Annotated in this window: 18 protein-coding genes; 6 read left to right on the top strand and 12 right to left on the bottom strand. The window is 44.1% G+C overall.

Annotation, left to right across the window (positions count from 1 at the left end; genetic code table 11):
- Positions 1-60: 60 nt before the first annotated feature.
- Complete coding sequence (locus HPK16_RS11115) at positions 61-1,398, top strand: AAA family ATPase (protein ID WP_181677026.1); 1,338 nt, start codon at positions 61-63, stop codon at positions 1,396-1,398.
- Positions 1,399-2,055, top strand: a complete 657-nt coding sequence (locus tag HPK16_RS11110) for an RloB domain-containing protein (protein WP_181677025.1) — start codon at positions 1,399-1,401, stop codon at positions 2,053-2,055. It abuts the gene before it with no gap.
- Positions 2,056-2,195: 140 nt separating this feature from the next.
- On the opposite strand, the gene HPK16_RS11105 is transcribed toward HPK16_RS11110, so the two are convergent.
- Genes HPK16_RS11105 through HPK16_RS11085 form a run of 5 tightly spaced genes read right to left on the bottom strand, consistent with a single transcriptional unit; the run spans position 2,196 to position 7,065 of the window.
- Entirely contained in the window at positions 2,196-2,690 is a 495-nt protein-coding gene (locus HPK16_RS11105) for a GNAT family N-acetyltransferase (RefSeq protein ID WP_181677024.1), read from the bottom strand.
- Complete coding sequence (locus HPK16_RS11100) at positions 2,687-3,799, bottom strand: iron-containing alcohol dehydrogenase (protein ID WP_181677023.1); 1,113 nt, start codon at positions 3,797-3,799, stop codon at positions 2,687-2,689. Before HPK16_RS11100 ends, HPK16_RS11105 begins: the two co-directional genes overlap by 4 nt.
- Positions 3,800-3,805: 6 nt before the next feature.
- Positions 3,806-4,849: a sensor histidine kinase gene (locus HPK16_RS11095; RefSeq protein ID WP_181677022.1), complete on the bottom strand. Its 1,044-nt coding sequence runs from the start codon at positions 4,847-4,849 to the stop codon at positions 3,806-3,808.
- A 1-nt stretch (position 4,850) separates the two neighbouring features.
- Positions 4,851-6,581 (bottom strand): adenine deaminase, encoded by a 1,731-nt coding sequence (gene ade, locus HPK16_RS11090; protein WP_181677021.1) that lies wholly within the window; start codon positions 6,579-6,581, stop codon positions 4,851-4,853.
- A 37-nt stretch (positions 6,582-6,618) separates the two neighbouring features.
- Positions 6,619-7,065: a hypothetical protein gene (locus HPK16_RS11085; RefSeq protein ID WP_036077661.1), complete on the bottom strand. Its 447-nt coding sequence runs from the start codon at positions 7,063-7,065 to the stop codon at positions 6,619-6,621.
- A gap of 333 nt (positions 7,066-7,398) precedes the next feature.
- Here HPK16_RS11085 and HPK16_RS16710 point away from each other — a divergent pair, with 333 nt between their 5' ends.
- Complete coding sequence (locus HPK16_RS16710; RefSeq protein ID WP_220132323.1) at positions 7,399-7,488, top strand: putative holin-like toxin; 90 nt, start codon at positions 7,399-7,401, stop codon at positions 7,486-7,488.
- Between the two features lie 99 nt (positions 7,489-7,587).
- Here the strand turns inward: HPK16_RS16710 and HPK16_RS11080 are convergent, their stop codons facing one another.
- The 5 genes from HPK16_RS11080 to HPK16_RS11060 form a co-directional block, all read right to left on the bottom strand.
- Entirely contained in the window at positions 7,588-8,466 is an 879-nt protein-coding gene (locus HPK16_RS11080; protein WP_181677020.1) for an NAD-dependent epimerase/dehydratase family protein, read from the bottom strand.
- Positions 8,467-8,479: 13 nt separating this feature from the next.
- On the bottom strand, positions 8,480-9,157 hold the full coding sequence (locus tag HPK16_RS11075) for a response regulator transcription factor (protein ID WP_181677019.1): 678 nt from the start codon (positions 9,155-9,157) through the stop codon (positions 8,480-8,482).
- 57 nt (positions 9,158-9,214) lie between these two features.
- The gene (locus HPK16_RS11070) at positions 9,215-11,194 is read right to left on the bottom strand and encodes an ABC transporter permease (protein ID WP_181677018.1); all 1,980 of its coding nucleotides are present in this window, start codon (positions 11,192-11,194) and stop codon (positions 9,215-9,217) included.
- Positions 11,181-11,948 (bottom strand): ABC transporter ATP-binding protein, encoded by a 768-nt coding sequence (locus HPK16_RS11065; protein WP_181677017.1) that lies wholly within the window; start codon positions 11,946-11,948, stop codon positions 11,181-11,183. Before HPK16_RS11065 ends, HPK16_RS11070 begins: the two co-directional genes overlap by 14 nt.
- A gap of 203 nt (positions 11,949-12,151) precedes the next feature.
- On the bottom strand, positions 12,152-12,628 hold the full coding sequence (locus HPK16_RS11060) for a hypothetical protein (protein WP_181677016.1): 477 nt from the start codon (positions 12,626-12,628) through the stop codon (positions 12,152-12,154).
- Between the two features lie 128 nt (positions 12,629-12,756).
- Here HPK16_RS11060 and HPK16_RS11055 point away from each other — a divergent pair, with 128 nt between their 5' ends.
- Positions 12,757-13,095, top strand: coding sequence for a DUF898 family protein (locus tag HPK16_RS11055; RefSeq protein ID WP_181677015.1), 339 nt, complete (start codon positions 12,757-12,759; stop codon positions 13,093-13,095).
- Positions 13,096-13,144: 49 nt separating this feature from the next.
- On the opposite strand, the gene HPK16_RS11050 is transcribed toward HPK16_RS11055, so the two are convergent.
- Positions 13,145-13,474, bottom strand: a complete 330-nt coding sequence (locus HPK16_RS11050; protein WP_246369394.1) for a helix-turn-helix domain-containing protein — start codon at positions 13,472-13,474, stop codon at positions 13,145-13,147.
- A gap of 240 nt (positions 13,475-13,714) precedes the next feature.
- Entirely contained in the window at positions 13,715-14,275 is a 561-nt protein-coding gene (locus HPK16_RS11045) for a molybdate metabolism regulator (protein ID WP_220132322.1), read from the bottom strand.
- 153 nt (positions 14,276-14,428) lie between these two features.
- Between HPK16_RS11045 and HPK16_RS11040 the strand changes: the two genes are divergently transcribed.
- Complete coding sequence (locus tag HPK16_RS11040; protein ID WP_220132321.1) at positions 14,429-14,620, top strand: DUF3311 domain-containing protein; 192 nt, start codon at positions 14,429-14,431, stop codon at positions 14,618-14,620.
- Positions 14,617-16,074, top strand: a complete 1,458-nt coding sequence (locus HPK16_RS11035; protein ID WP_181677013.1) for a sodium:solute symporter family protein — start codon at positions 14,617-14,619, stop codon at positions 16,072-16,074. Before HPK16_RS11040 ends, HPK16_RS11035 begins: the two co-directional genes overlap by 4 nt.
- Positions 16,075-16,086 lie beyond the last annotated feature (12 nt).

Raw genomic sequence — 16,086 nt, 5'->3', positions numbered from 1 at the left:
GTAAATTCCCCCCCTCATACATGGTATAATAAAACAAAAAAAGACAAGGAGTCGAATCCGATGTTTTCTAAAATAACTATCAGCAATTTCTTTTCCATCCACGACCAAATAAGCCTGACACTAGATCACAGCTACAGCCCAGCCGATATTTTCAACCAAAACACCCTCTACACCTACTACGATAACCAGAAAAAGCGCAGCATCCTAAACGGCGCAATACTTTACGGCGCAAACGCATCCGGCAAAACAAACCTACTCTACGCCTTCGAATTCATGCGTATCATGATCCAAAAAAGCCATACCTACAACGAAAAAACAGATTTTGATATCGCGCCCAACGCCTTCAAATTTTCAACGGCGAAAGAAACCACTAGCCGCTTCACCATCACCTTTACAGAACCCAACTTCCAGGAAAATCAAGACATCCAATACACCTACGAACTCGCCATCGACGCGGGCACCCTAGAAATCCAAGAAGAATCCCTAACGTACAAAAAAATACTCAAAACAACATTATCCAAGCCAATTATCGTTTTTGAACGTCTAAAAAGCCAAATTCCCAAAAAAAGCAGCCAACTAAAAAGCCTTTTTACCAAAATCGAGCAAGAAAACATCACCTACAAATCCATCCTATCCATGCTCATCCACGACATCAATAAAGCCTATTTCAGCAAAGAAACCGCATCTCTAGCCTATAAAATCGTCGAAAGTCTGGCAACCGAAGTTACCAAAGGCTTCCAAACCAAACAATTCGATGGCAATTCCCTAGAAGCATTCGCTGAACAAATCAACAAAGACAGCGATTTCAAAAAAGAAATACTAGAAACCCTTTACGATTTCGATTTCGCGATTCAAGATTTTTCCGTCACCGACATGACCGATAATCTCGTCGAATCCATTGAACAAGCCACTTTTTCCGATGACGTCAAAGCCCAACTAATCGCGACAACGAAGAAAAACCGCCGCTTTGAGATCAGCACCGCGCATATCGTGGACGACGTGACATACCCACTAAGCATGAGTATGGAATCCGATGGCACCAAGAAATTCCTAGAAAGCTCGATCCGACTTTTCGACGCGCTGCAAAACGAAATCCTATTTATCAGCGATGAATTCGACAATAAATACCACACGAAAATCCAAGAAGGTCTGCTAAACAAATTCATCCATCAAGAAAACGACAAAAAAGCGCAGTTTCTAATCGCTTCCCATAACCCGCTTCTACTAAATCCCGATCGTTTCGCCAAAGAACAAGTCATTTTCATCCAGAAAGACCGCAAAACCCAGGCCAGTGAAGTTTTCAGCCTCAGCGAATTCCATGAAATCACCTACGACAACCACAATTGGACGAATCTCTATTTAGACGGTCGTTTTGGAGCCGTTCCGGAGGTGTTTTAAATGAGCCGTGAAATCAGGAAAATCGTCCACCTCTTCATCCCCGAAGACAGCGGTGGCATCAAACCAAACAGCTGCGAAGCCCACTACTTCAAACTACTTTTCCAGCGCAGGCTAAAAAACTACCAACTAAAAATCTACACACACGCCCAAGAAACGAAATTCAAAAAAGCACTGAAATTCAGCGCCCATCCCGATGATAAATTTTTCATAATAACCGATCTAGATTTCACAGAAGATCGCTCCAACCTCCGATACGTCAAGAAAAAGATTCGCAACCTCGCCGCTCTCGGAGAAAACGCCCAACTCTTCGTCTCCGGCCGCAGTTTCGAAGTCTGGCTCTGCATGTACCACGGCGTCTACACCAAACGTTTTATATCCCAAAGCGCCCTCAACAAAGCAGTCACCCGAGACTACACAAAAAAAGAACGCTGGTACATCAAGGAACGCGGGCGACTCTACAACAATTTGAAACCAGCCAGCGCCAACGCAAAAAAATCCCGACGCATCATCCTGTCAGGCGGCTCGCGCGACCACAAACGCTATGTAACAGAACTTCCCAATTTCAACGACGAAGCCCTGCTTGACTATTTTATTGCTCGCGAAACCTTCACATATGTGGATTTGTTAGTGAAGGAATTGCAGCATTTGAGTCGGTGATAGGAAAGTTAAAAGTGGAGAATCCTATACCTGGATTTCTCCACTTTTGACTTTCTGAACCATTTGAGCATTATTTATAACCGCTAAATAAGATTCATATTCTTGTTGGTCCGACATTTCCACTCCGTAGAGATTCACCCTTAAACCACATCAAAACTCGCTGGGTAACGCACCACTCCCGACGGAATCCTTTCCGCCAACGGATACACCATAAAATTCACATCCGGAACTTCAAACGGCGCCGCGATTTGGTAGTTTTTCGCTAATTCAAAGCCGAATCGCGGATAATATATCTCATGTCCCAAAACACTAATACAGCTATAATTCGTGTTTTTCGCCTTAGCAATCCCAGCCTCAATCAACTGTGCGCCAATGCCTCGTGACTGCCATTCGGGTTTCACGGCAACCGGAGCCAACACAAGAATCCGTTCCTCGCCGACAAAACACTCACTCAGCAGACTGTAACCAATGACTTCCGCACCATCCTTCGCAACGAGCGCAAGTTCTGGCAAATAGTGCTCGGAAGCCACAATCGCATCCACTAAATCAGCTTCAGCAGGCGTCGGAAAACTTGCCTCCAACACGTCACGAATTCCTTTTGCATCTTCAATTTTTGCCACCTCAATCAAAATCATGAGGCATGCACCTCCGCGCGTAGTTTTGCTATTAAAACTTCCAAATCTTTCATTGCATCGAAAACCGTCGTCGCCGTGATTTCGCCGGGCATCAAATGAATCGTCTCATCCGCTATCGTCGCGCGTTCCGCCACCTGTTTCAGCGCCTCATCTGATAATCCGTCCAGCCCCATATCAAGCAAACACGTCGGCAATCCCAATTCCTCATAAAAACCACGCAATGTCGCAATCTCGTCCGGCCGATTCTCAATCATCAACTGCACAAAAACACCATACGCCACCTTATTCCCATGCAACAAATGATGCGTCGCGTCAAGCACCGTTAGCGCATCATGAATCGAATGCGCACCAGAAGTCCGGCCGTAATCATCGCCGAATCCTCCGACCATACCACCGATCATAATATTCGTCTCGACCACCTTCACAAACGCCTCGCTCAATTTCCCATCACGCATCGCCTCAAGCGCGCCAACACTCGATTCCAGCAGAATATCCCGACACAATTTTGCCGTGTAATGTGACATATCAATCGCAACAGACCGTTCCGTGAGCTGCGAAATAATCACGTCAGCCTCATACCATTTTGCCAGCGTGTCACCAATTCCCGCGACCATCAATTCGATCGGCGAATCCAGAATCACCGCAGGATCAAGCAGCACCAACGCATTACTCCGCGCAAAAATATCATATTGCAACATCTCGCCACGCGTATCATACATCACACTAAGCGGCGTCCAAGCAGCACACGTCGCCGCCAATGTTGGCAAAATCACAACCGGCATCGCCAAATAAACCGCAACAGCCTTCGCTAAATCCGCAACTTTTCCGCCTCCGACACCAATAATCACGTCCACATTCGCCGTTTTCGCAAGCACCGCCATCCGGTCCCGCTCCTCAAACGAACATTCACCGTTATACTGCTCAAAAATCGCGTCCACACCCGGCAACTCGGGAAAAAACCGTCTCGCCTTATCCCAAGAAACGCCACCATGAATCACCAAAACCCGCTTCAAACCGCGGCGTTCCAAATGGTTACCAAGCGCGTCCCAAGCACCGACCCGACATTCAAATTCCTGCGGCGCACCGCGAACAATCAAATTTTTCTCCACAAGTCCTCAGTCCTTTGCAATTAATAAATAATCCTCTTTTTGCTGGAAGGTAAGCACGATTTCCGTACCAACACCGTGCTCCGACGAAATAGCGATTTTATGCCCAAGCTTACAAGACATTTGGCGCGCTAAATAAAGCCCCATTCCCGTCGCTTTTTTCTCCATACGTCCAATCATTCCTGTAAATCCCTGCTCAAACACACGAGGCAAATCCTCTTCCTTAATCCCGATGCCATTATCGCGAATATGTAACGCTACCGTTCCACCAGACGCACTCACATCGCACCAAATCTTGACTTCGCCACCCGCATCCGTATATTTCAGCGCATTCGTCATCACCTGATCCAAAATAAAACCAAGCCACTTACTGTCACTACGAACATCGATTTTAATCTCCGCCAAATCAAGCTTCATTTTTTTCGAAATAAACAGCTTCGAATGCCGTTTCACACATTCACGAATAACCGGGCCAAGCGCCATTTCCTGAATGAAATAATCCTTCGCAAACGTGTCCAGCCGCGAATAATAAAGCGCCTGCATCACAAGTCGATCAATCGAATCCAGCTCCGCCTCCACCCCGCGATAAATCGTCGTAGGATCATTCAAATCCGGATTATTAATCAACATTTTACTTGCCACAATCGGCGTCTTCACCTCATGCACCCAATACAAAATAAAATCATGATATTCCTGCTGTTTATCACGCAATTTCGTCAGCTCTCGTTGCTCCTCCAGGTGTTTTTTACGCATCAATTCATTGAAAAAAGCCTGCTCACGCGTCCTCGGTTTTGGCAATAATTCCAGAATATTTTCCTCGATTTCGCCATCTACCAATTCCTTCATTTCATTCCAATACGTGCGTTTAAACGAATAACCGAGCACCAAATACGCGATCAAAAACAGCAACATAAAGACATACAAATAAATAATATTCCCCAGCGTCAACTGACTATTCGGATCAACCGCAAGCAACACACCAATAAAAAACATCACGACCACAAAGAACAGCAAGAAAAACTTTTTATCGCGCACATAGCTCCACCAATTCATGTTAAACCTCCACTTCAATAAATCCAAACTTGTTAAAATCAAATAACCCCTGATCCGTCAATTTCAAATTCGGAATAACTGGCAATGTCAAAAATGATAACGTCAAAAATGGGTCAAATCCTTGTTTCGCACTCACATCACGGAAAGCATCATTCAAACGTCCTAACTGTTGCTGAATCTCCTCATACGGTTGCACACTCAAAAGCCCTGCAATCGGTAACGCCAGATCCGCTGCGACTTTTCCGTCCTTCACGACCGCGATGCCGCCACCAATTTTTGTAATATGTTCGATTGCCGCCAGAATATCTGCGTCCGTCGAGCCCACCGCCACGATATTATGTGAATCATGCGCGACCGTCGTTGCAATGGCACCATTTCTGATGCCAAAACCTTTCACAATTCCAACGCCAACACAACCTGTGCCCTTATGCCGCTCGACAACAACCATTTTCAGCTGATCCGCTTCGACCGATGTCTGGAATTCGCCGTCTTGCACCGTAACCGTCTCCACCAAATGCTCCGTAAATAGGCTATTCGGCTGCATTCCAATCACGTTCGCCGTGCTTTTCACCATCTCAAGCTTCAAATCCTCACGCTTTAACGAATGCCTAATCGCCGGCGATACAAAACCACTATCCGTTTTTTGAAATAACGCTTCGACACGCAAACCATCATCCACAACCACCTGACCACGCTTCATCACCTTCGTAATCATCACCGTTTCCAAATCACGCAAAAACAAAATATCCGCCTGATATCCCGCCGCAACAGCACCAAGATGTGGCAACTTATGACACGTCGCCGCATTAATCGTCGCCATCTGAATCGCCATCACCGGATCAATCTCATTCGCAATCGCGAGCCGTATATTATAGTTAATCGAGCCCTCTTCCAACAAATCATCAATCAATTTATCATCCGTGCAAAAACAGAAACGATGACTATTCTTCGGATTCACCGCCGGCAACGTATGTATCATATCACGACCAACCGTACCCTCACGAAGCATGACGAACATCCCAGCGCGCAACCGATCCATCGCCTCAACCGCCGTCGTACTCTCATGATCCGTACGAATCCCGACCGCCAAATAATTGTTTAAATCCGCCTTAGAAAGTCCAGCACCATGCCCATCAATCCGACCACCATGCCGTTCCGCGTCCACAATTTTTTGCAACATATCTTTATGCCCTTCCGCTACAGAAGGAAAATCCATCACTTCCGCGAGTCCAATCACTTTTTCATGCTGATAAAGCGCGCGTAAATCACTCGCATCAAGCGTCGCACCATTATGCTCAAACGGCGTTGCAGGAACCGAAGACGGTAGCATCACGTACATATCAAGCGGCGTTTCTTCTGCATCATCCAACATAAACTCAATACCCTTTACACCCGCCACATTCGCGATTTCATGCGGATCCGTCACAATTGTCGTCACACCATTTGGCAACAACACCCGTGCAAATTCAGAAGGAGGCACCATCGCGCTCTCCACGTGCACATGCGCATCAATGAAACCAGGCACAATAAACTGACCTCTTGCATCAATAATTTCGGTAGCCTCATCAAAGTCACCAATCCCAACGATATAACCACTCTTTATCGCGACATCGCCCTCCATGATTTCACCCGAAAAAACATTCACAATCCGGCCATTTTTAATCACAATATCCGCTGCAGCACGCAAATCACTCACCGCAACCCGTTCCTGCAATTGCTTTACTTTCCGCATCAACGTCTCCCCCTTTCACGTCTCACTCGGCTTTAACTCACTGAAAACCTTCGTCGGCCAAATAACCATCCGCCGCTTCACGAGAAGGGAAAATCGCCTCTAAATGATCGTCCGAATAAATCGCCCACATTTTGTTCTCATAACGCAAAATCACGACCGTCCGATACGCATCACGAAACGCTTCCTCGTAACCCTCTTCGAACTCATCCCCATCCGTACTCAAAAACGCGATTGCACCCGTAATCAACTCCCGAATCTCACTTTCCGTCGCCTCACGAATGTTAATAAAGCCGTTCTTGTCCGCATCATCCAAATAAGGCGCATACACAAAAGCATTCCCATTCGGATGCAAATGATTGACCGCAATTCTTTTCTCACGCACACTTTCCGGGAAGTGATAATTAATCCGCCCCATCGAAACGGGATGTGCCTCTAGTTCTGTATATTCATCAATAATATTCTTTTTTTCTTCAAAGGAAAGCATTCCTTCGTCACATCCTTTTTCTCATTTTTCTTCACTGCCTTATTATACACTAAATCCACTGACAAAACGCGGAATCTAAAGTATAAACCCGACTTTTATTCCAATCCCAACACGCGTTTTCCAAAAACCCCTAACAAAATCAGTTTTTCATTAGGTCAAAAACTACTATTTTGCTTTAAAAAACAATATTCAAAAAATCCGATACAGCAACAAATATCTCTGTTATAATAGCCTGATAGAGAAGTTGCGATGGTGCTGAACCTGATGAAGGGGTGATGCTTTGATTTCTAATGTTTCTATGCTGTTACTCCTTTTTCAAGAGAGGAATATATCATGTCTACTTTTGAGACACTTACACTAATGATCGCATTTGCGGGCTTAGTGGTTCTCATTATCGGCCAGCAAAACGACAAAAAGAAATGACCTCCAACTTTTGACGAGTTAGGTCATTTCTTTTAATGTACTGAACTATGTCACCGTTTGTAACGGCTCTGTTAGGAAGCCATGTTAGCGCATGGCTTCTTATTTCTTTTTCATTATAACAGATTCCACCAACTTCGGCAACCACTCGTGCAAATTTTGAAACGCAAATCCTGCCTCGTTCGCCTTCGTATTATCCAAGTAATACGTCTTTTCCACGCCAAAAGGAGAATCGTCATTATCTTCGGTATTTTCTTCCACGATCGCAGTTTTTCCAGTCGCTGTCTCGATCAAGTTCATCAGTTCAGACAACTGGTACACCGAATCACTCGCCGCATTAATTGGCCCAACAATATCTGACTTCGTGCCGACCCAACATAAGAAATCTGCCGCTTCATCCGATGAAATAAAGCCCATTTCAGCATCCTCATTCGGCATGCCAATCTCTTCTCCCGCCTGCACATGGTCGATATGAAACTCGAGTCTACCCGTGTAATCATCCTCGCCAAGCACAATCGGAAAGCGCACCGCTACAACAGGAAAGTTCGCCTTTTGGAAATAAACCGCCTCCGCCAAACGTTTCCCTTCCCCATAATCAAAATCTTCGCGCGAACCCGTCACAATTTCATAATGGAACGGATCAAAATCAGCTTCCACTAGCGCGCGGTCTCGCATCCGATATACAGAAAGCGACGACGTATACACATACTTCCCAACCTTATCCCGAAAAGCAGCAATCGAATACAGCGCATCTTGCGGCGAAAAACAAATATTGTCATAGACCACATCCCACTGCTCCTGCCCCAAACAAAACAAAGCCTCACGCGATTCCCGATTCATCGTTACACGTTTCACCGTATCACCAAAATCATCCGCCGTTTTACCCCGCGTCGCAATCGTCACATCATGCCCATCTGCAAGCAATCTCGTCACCAATTTCTTACCAAAAAAACGCGTTCCACCAAAAACTAGAATTTTCAAACCAAGCACTCCCTTACTCGATCATGTATCCCTGACCTTTTTTAGTTGTAATAAAATTTGCCAAGCCGATTTCCGTCAACTTTTTGCGAATCCGAACAACATTCACCGTTAGCGTATTATCATCCACAAAGCTCTCATCTTCCCAGAGCACACGCATAATCTCATCGCGACTCACAATTCGACCTTTTTGCTTCAATAACTCATATAAAATCAAGAATTCATTCTTCGTCAATTCCACTTTTTCATCGAGATAAGTCAGTGTATTTGTGTCGATATGCAGGAAAACATTATTATGCTCCATCACGTTCGGCTCCTCAAGCTCCACATACGAATACGTACGGCGAATCAGCGCATTAATCCGCGCCATCAGCACATCCAAATCGACCGGTTTTTCAATATAATAATCCGCTCCCATATTCATACCCATAATCTGGTCCATCCGCGAATCCCGTGACGACAAGAAAATAATCGGAACATTCGAGACCTCGCGAATCTGATTACACCAATAAAACCCATCAAAATACGGCAAATTCACATCCAGAATCACCAACTGCGGCTCCACTTCCAAGAACTCATTTAAAATATTATTATAATCAGCCACAACAGCGACCTCAAATCCCCATTTTGACAAGTGTTTCTGAATCGTATCACGAATAACGATGTCATCCTCAACTATATAAACCTTTACCATGCTCATCTCTCCTTCGCCTCATTCCATTGTACAGAAAATTCGGCCACCATTCAAACCTTAATCATCACCACTTGCCACCATCTTCGTATACGTATTCACACAAACAAAATAATAAACAATGAAAAACACCGTATAAATCGTCGTACTAATCATAACCGGCGCACCAACACTATACATCAGATTCACCGACAAACCAATCAACGCTGCCACACTATGACAAATACCCAAAATAAGCGGAATCAAAAAGACTGGTAACACTTGTTTCGCGATAACAGAACGGACCTCTTTCTGGCTCATTCCCAACTTCTGCAATACCTCGAACCGTGGCTTTTCATCCACAGCCTCCGTAATCTGTTTGAAGTAAATAATACTCCCTGTCGCCGCAAAAAATACAATCCCAATAAACATTCCAATATACAAAATAACACCGATAAGCGTACTCATCCTATGATAATTCGAATAAAAGCTCGACATACTAACATTATACATATAAGGATTCCCGCCGATTATTTTTTGGATTCTGTGATCTAAAACCTCGGCCCTATCCTCATTTGTCACCTGGAAAATATCAATATGTTTCGGCATCGTTTTCTGACTGATTTCCTGATAAATCCTATCGCTCACAATCAAAGTGGAAGAAACCATATCCATATTAAACACCTCATGATTATAAATAGCTTTTATTTCCAAACTATATTGAACTGGGTTATTCTTAAAAGTCACCGTATAAGGATCCTTCATCCACAAATCGGCGCGCTGCTTATTTTCAAACCCACCAACCGGACTAAGAAAAATAGCCTCCCCATCCGCTAAATACTTTATTCGCTTCGAATCATTGTCTAATTTCGTCGCCAATCGATTGTAATCCGACAAGCCCATCACCGAAAATTGAGACATCCGTTGATCCCTATAAGGAACACTTTCATCAACCTTATCAATCACTTCCCCCTTATAAACATCGACTGCTTCATGATACACCAACGTATGCAACTTACTTTCTCGAATAGCCTCCAAAATTTCCTCTCGCTCCGTCTCCGTACTCCAAGCCGTCTGATAACTATTGGGATTCGAGCTCTCCGCAAAAGAAATAATATTCGTATAAAAGGAACTCAGCGTGCCAATAATCGTTAATGTCGTCGCGCTTAGTACCGCAATCATCGTCAATGTCCCCGCCGTTTTTTTCATGCGATACCGCAGCCAAGTAAGCGTTAAAATATTCGTCCCACTATAGAAAAAGGACTTACGCAAAAACAATTTATAAACAATATATGGAAACAAAAAGCGCAATACTAGCCACGTTCCCAAAATCACGCCAAATAGGATAAACAACATCGACGAAAAGAAAAAATTATCCGTCCAAAAAATAGAGTCCTCAACGGGTCTTGTCGCTAAAAAATAACCAAATCCAATCAAACAGACACCAACGATCGATAATGTAAGCGATCCCTTCGCTGGATTTTTTTCCCGAACATCCGCTTTAAAAAGTTCGACCATACTATACCGGTACACAATCCAGTACCCATTCGCCGTCGTCACAACCAAAATAATTCCAAATACGAGCATGGTAGATAACATGGCGGACACCGAAAACGTGAAACCACTGTCAATCGACAAATCCATGATCCAAAATAACAACATCGAAAAGAATTTAGAAAAGAAGACACCAATCACAATACCCGATACGACAGCCATAACATGCATCATCAAATTCTCATAAAAAATAATCCGCCCAATCTGCGACTTACGCAAACCAAGCAACGAATACAGTCCCAGCTCCCGCTTCCTGCTTCGCGTAAAATAATTACTAGAATAAAAAACAAAAAAGGCCACAAATAAAATCAACACAATCGCCGCAGCCATAAATACGCCCTGACCACCGATTTCCCATTTTTCAAAAATCACACCGATACTTTTCGTGTACGCCAAAGAAACGAATGTAAAATAAATCAACACGCTCAAAATCAAAGAGCCCAGATACATCGAAAACTGACCGAAATTTTTGCGCATGTTCGTAAAAGCAATATTAAATAGTGTCATTCAAACCACCACCAAGCATTGCCAACACATCTAAAATCTTCTGGAAAAACTGCTTCCGAGTCGCCGTCCCGCGATAAATCTCCGTGAACAACTCCCCATCCTTAATAAACAAAATCCGCTCACAAAAACTCGCCGCAAACGCATCATGCGTCACCATCATAATCGTCGCATTCCGCGCTTCCTTCGCCTGCACCAAACCCTCCAACAGGTTTGTCGCAGCCTTCGAATCAAGCGCCCCAGTTGGCTCATCCGCAAAAATCAGCGCAGGATTCGTCACCATCGCACGGCTCACCGCCGTCCGCTGCTTCTGTCCACCAGAAACCTGATTCGGATATTTCGCCGCCAAATCTGAAATCCCAAACTGACACATCACCTCAGCAACACGCGTCTCCACCTCACTCGGCTTCACTTTTGAAAGCGACAACGGCAACGCAATATTATCCTTAATCGTCATCGTATCCAACAAATTATAATCTTGAAAAATAAAACCCAACTTATCCCGTCTAAAAATCGCCATCTCTTTCGCACGCATATCCTCAAACGGTTTTCCAGCGATTTCAATACTACCCGAAGTCGCCTTATCAATCGTTGACAACACGTTTAGTAACGTCGATTTCCCAGCGCCACTCGGACCCATCACACCGACAAATTCGCCTTCATGCACCTCTAAACTCACACTATTTAAAGCAGGAAAAAGCGTACTTTTCGAGCCGTATACTTTTCTCACATTTTTTGCTTGTAAAATAACACTCATTCACTGAAACCTCCGCTCCAAAATCTCTCTTACCCATTGTACACTAAATGCCAGCAGCTGCCCACCTGACCTTAAGATGTAGTTACAAAAAAAGCCTTTCATGACGATACTATATCCATCAAGAAAAGCTCTATTTGTCGTCATGCTGAAGTTGGCGGAATACCCACGTAAAGCAGTTTATCTACAGCCTGGCTCTACTTCCTTTACTCGTTTGTTTTATACAATTCCATGCATTCTTTAATCAACATTTCCAAGTCCGCAAGTGGCATATTCACATCCGCGGCAACGATATCCCAAGCCATTTCTTGCTGATCCTTGATTTTCGTATAAACCAACATTCTACCTTGAGAGAAAAGTTTAAATGAAGGTATTGTAACCCGCACTTCCTCCACCCGATTCCAAGCTTGAAAATCCCCACGATAAGCCATTCCTTCTGTGGAAAGTTCTAGCGTCGGCGATAGATTAAGCAATCGAAATAATGGTCGCAAAACAATAAAACCAATAAAAATCAGTAAAATCAGTTTTTCAGTTCCATTCACTGCCTTTACATGATCAAAAATAACATACAACAATAATCCAATTGCAATCCACAAGAGACTGCTTGAAATAACTAGCACATGATTCACCTTAAACTGCGCCTTTTCCCCACTTGCAATTTTCTCTGCAAAATTTTCTGTCAACATCAAAACCTCATTTAAATTTAGACTTATCTTTATTGTACCTTGAATAAAACAAGAAAGATAGGGCTAATCTAGACAATTTTTCGATTTTTGCGTTAAAATAGACCTATACGGAAGGTGGTTTAAATATGGCTCGAGAAGATTTTTATGAAACAAAGAACGGAAGAACTTCTTTTTTTGACGGCGGCTTACTGCAATTTATCGGTTGGAGTATCCTTGGAATCCTTGTTACTGTTGTGACGCTAGGCATTTGTTATCCCTGGGCGTTGACGATGATTTACGGTTGGAAAATCAATCATACCGTCATCGAAGGCCGCCGGATGCGCTTCAATGGTTCCGCGTTTGGCCTATTCGGAAATTGGATTAAATGGTTACTGCTCATCATTATCACGCTAGGTATCTACTCTTTCTGGGTTTTCATTAAATTGGAAGATTGGAAAGCGCGAAACACAACGTTTGTACATTAATTTATACATTGAGAAAGGTCTCGAGTTCAGTATGAACTCGAGACCTTTCTCAATGTATAATCGCTGCATTTTCTATCGTAAGCTCACCCATAAATACTTCTGGATTCGCCTCAAGCAATTGCAGAAGGCGTGACGCTGAGCCGTTTGGTTTATTTCGCCCGCTCTCCCACGCTTCTACCGTTTTGACAGAGATACCCATCAATTCAGCAAAAGTGCTTTGCGTAAGCTCCAATTTTTGACGAAATGTCTTGATATCTTTCGCTGTATAAGTTGGAAGTTCGGTAATCATGATTTTCTTAGTACGTGCTTTCTTCGTATTGTCCGCGTGAGCAACTGCCTGCTTCAATCCTCTTTCTAGAGAATCAAATAGTTCCGTCATGTCCATCACTCCTCATGCAAGGTATAATTCCTTCAATTGAGACACGAACTTACCGAGATACTTGAGCTGTGCGTCGGTAAGGTTATCAGCAGAATCAAATGATGGCTCTCGATATCCAGATAAAAAATCCGAAATCCGCCTCGCTTTCTTTTATTACACCCTACTAAATAGGGTAAGTCAATTTTTTATGTTTCCTAACTATACTAAAGAAGCTCCCCCAGAAACCTTGTTATTCCCCGCTTACATCTGACATCTCTTACACCAAAGATCCGGCAGTACCGACACATAAGTCTTATCAAATGTCATCAAATCATACAACATTTTGTCATAGTAACCGAATTCATCTTCGTGCCCTAAAAGATCATTCGTCGCTTTCATCCGACCAAGAGCATCATGTGCCATATCCTTCAGCGCAGGAATAATATACCCTGTTATCTTGATTTGCCCAAATGCCGTTGCCAGAACAACCTGATCCGACTGCCACACATCATGCTCACTCGCCGCAAGCAACTTAGCAAGCGAACCTTCATCCATATCTTTCGGAGGAAAATACGTCATGCCCCACTGATCCTCCACAATATGCCTCGGAAAATCCGATAAACTGATTCCCTCCACTTCCTTATCTTGAAAAAATTCCTCCAACGCGACCAATACATCCGCACCTTCATCACTTCCAAACGGCGCTTCCTCGTCCCCACAATCGAAATAAAAGTCTGATTTAAAATGCGCCACAAAATGCGGATGGCTCGTCTTGCGGTCTGGCCCAACTTCCGGATCATCAAAATACATGTCAATTGCCATTCTATTCGTCTCCTCTTCACGCTTCATTTGTGATTCTTTATACAATCCTATTCTATCAAAGCTAACCGAAAAACAAAAGCGTTTCCCCATTGAAAAAAACGGCACAGTATTGTAAGATGAAAGCAGTTTTCAATTAGGAAAAGAGGGATTGTCATGGTCAAGCTGCTACTCATTATTCCATTTATTTTTATACTAGCCGGAATGCCCTTTGCCAACCGAATCCAGCCGATGGTTCTTGGCATGCCGTTCAATCTATTCTGGGTTGCCGCGGGAATACTGCTCTCCACATGCATCCTAGGCATCGTCTACCATTTCGATAAACAAAATAAGGGGGAAGAACAATGATCGCACTCCTTATTTTAACCGCTTTTTTCATACTCACCTTAGTCATCGGAATTAGAGCGCGCCAAAAACAGAAAATGAACCTAGAAAACTGGGCAGTCGGCGGACGTAGTTTCAACACCGTCTTCGTATTCCTACTCACAGCAGGCGAAGTATACACTACCTTCTCCTTTCTCGGCGGAAGCGGCTGGGCCTACTCCAAAGGGATATCCGCAGTCTACGTCATGGTTTACATCGCCCTATCTTATGTAACATCCTACTTTTTATTACCACTTATTTGGAAATACGCACACGAACACCGACTCGTCTCCCAGTCCGACTTTTTCGCTAAAAAATACAACAGTGATTTGCTCGGCGTAGTGGTCGCCGTCGTTGGGGTCATTGCCATTATTCCAATCGTGGTCATCCAATTAAAAGGACTTGGCATCATTGTTTCCTTGACATCATACGGCGCAATTCCAATGAAAGTTGCCGTCGTCGTTGGAACCATCGCCATCATTATTTATTCCGTCATCTCCGGTATTCGCGGCATCGCTTGGATTGCGGTCCTGAAAGACTTCATGATTCTGGCGGTTATCGTCTTTATGGGTATCTATTTACCAATCCATTATTACGGTGGTATCGGCCAAATGTTCGACCAAATTGCAGCGGTAAAACCCGAATTACTCACGTTTCCGCATACGACTTACACCGTGACTTGGTTCATCTCGACCGTCCTATTTTACGTGCTTGGTTTCTACATGTGGCCACAAGTTTTCGCATCGACATTCACGGCCAAAAACGCCCGAACCTTTCGTAAAAATGCGATTATCAGTCCAATCTATACATTAATGCTCTTATTTGTTATTTTTATCGGACTTACCGCTGTTTTGCAGGTTCCGGGGCTAGAAGGCGACGCAAGCGATCTTGCCCTATTGCAACTCGCGATGAAGACGTTCGATCCATGGTTTGTTGGTATCATTGGCGCGGCAGGCATGCTCACTGCCCTCGTTCCAGGCTCCATGCTCCTCATGAGCGCGGCGACCTTGCTAACGAAAAACATCATTTACAGCTATAAACCCGACACCCCCGACGCAAAAATTGCGAACCTATCCAAGTTTTGCGTCCCAGTCCTTGCGATTATTTCCTGTCTATTCGTTTTTCAAGGTGGAAATGCCCTCGCGGCTATTCTGCAAGTCGGCTATAGCTTGATTGTGCAACTTTGTCCGTCATTATTCGCCAGTCTAATGAAGCGTAATCCAGTAACAAAACAAGGCGCACTCGCTGGAATTATCGTCGGTATCTTGATTACGATTTTCATCAGTAACTACAGCATGACACTCGCGACACTACTTCCAGGCGTACCAACTGCGATTAGCGATATCAATATTGGCTTCCTGCCTCTAGTCGCAAATGTCATCGTGACGCTGGTTGTAAGCCTCCTAACACGCAAAAAACTCGGAACAGACACCATTTGATGTCTGCTCCGA

Source organism: Paenilisteria rustica (assembly GCF_013820765.1).
Lineage (GTDB): Bacteria > Bacillota > Bacilli > Lactobacillales > Listeriaceae > Listeria_A > Listeria_A rustica.
The sequence above is the reverse complement of the archived record's forward strand: the minus strand, read 5'-3'. Positions and strand labels throughout refer to the sequence as shown.

Coding starts and splice junctions, on each gene's coding strand:
- HPK16_RS11075 (WP_181677019.1), bottom strand. CDS start 9,157: ATGGTAAAGGTTTATATAGTTGAGGATGACATCGTTATTCGTGATACG.
- HPK16_RS11105 (WP_181677024.1), bottom strand. CDS start 2,690: ATGATTTTGATTGAGGTGGCAAAAATTGAAGATGCAAAAGGAATTCGT.
- HPK16_RS11095 (WP_181677022.1), bottom strand. CDS start 4,849: ATGAATTGGTGGAGCTATGTGCGCGATAAAAAGTTTTTCTTGCTGTTC.
- HPK16_RS11055 (WP_181677015.1), top strand. CDS start 12,757: ATGGCTCGAGAAGATTTTTATGAAACAAAGAACGGAAGAACTTCTTTT.
- HPK16_RS11040 (WP_220132321.1), top strand. CDS start 14,429: ATGGTCAAGCTGCTACTCATTATTCCATTTATTTTTATACTAGCCGGA.
- HPK16_RS11110 (WP_181677025.1), top strand. CDS start 1,399: ATGAGCCGTGAAATCAGGAAAATCGTCCACCTCTTCATCCCCGAAGAC.
- HPK16_RS11065 (WP_181677017.1), bottom strand. CDS start 11,948: ATGAGTGTTATTTTACAAGCAAAAAATGTGAGAAAAGTATACGGCTCG.
- ade (WP_181677021.1), bottom strand. CDS start 6,581: ATGCGGAAAGTAAAGCAATTGCAGGAACGGGTTGCGGTGAGTGATTTG.
- HPK16_RS16710 (WP_220132323.1), top strand. CDS start 7,399: ATGTCTACTTTTGAGACACTTACACTAATGATCGCATTTGCGGGCTTA.
- HPK16_RS11085 (WP_036077661.1), bottom strand. CDS start 7,065: ATGCTTTCCTTTGAAGAAAAAAAGAATATTATTGATGAATATACAGAA.
- HPK16_RS11050 (WP_246369394.1), bottom strand. CDS start 13,474: ATGACGGAACTATTTGATTCTCTAGAAAGAGGATTGAAGCAGGCAGTT.
- HPK16_RS11070 (WP_181677018.1), bottom strand. CDS start 11,194: ATGACACTATTTAATATTGCTTTTACGAACATGCGCAAAAATTTCGGT.
- HPK16_RS11035 (WP_181677013.1), top strand. CDS start 14,617: ATGATCGCACTCCTTATTTTAACCGCTTTTTTCATACTCACCTTAGTC.
- HPK16_RS11045 (WP_220132322.1), bottom strand. CDS start 14,275: ATGGCAATTGACATGTATTTTGATGATCCGGAAGTTGGGCCAGACCGC.
- HPK16_RS11115 (WP_181677026.1), top strand. CDS start 61: ATGTTTTCTAAAATAACTATCAGCAATTTCTTTTCCATCCACGACCAA.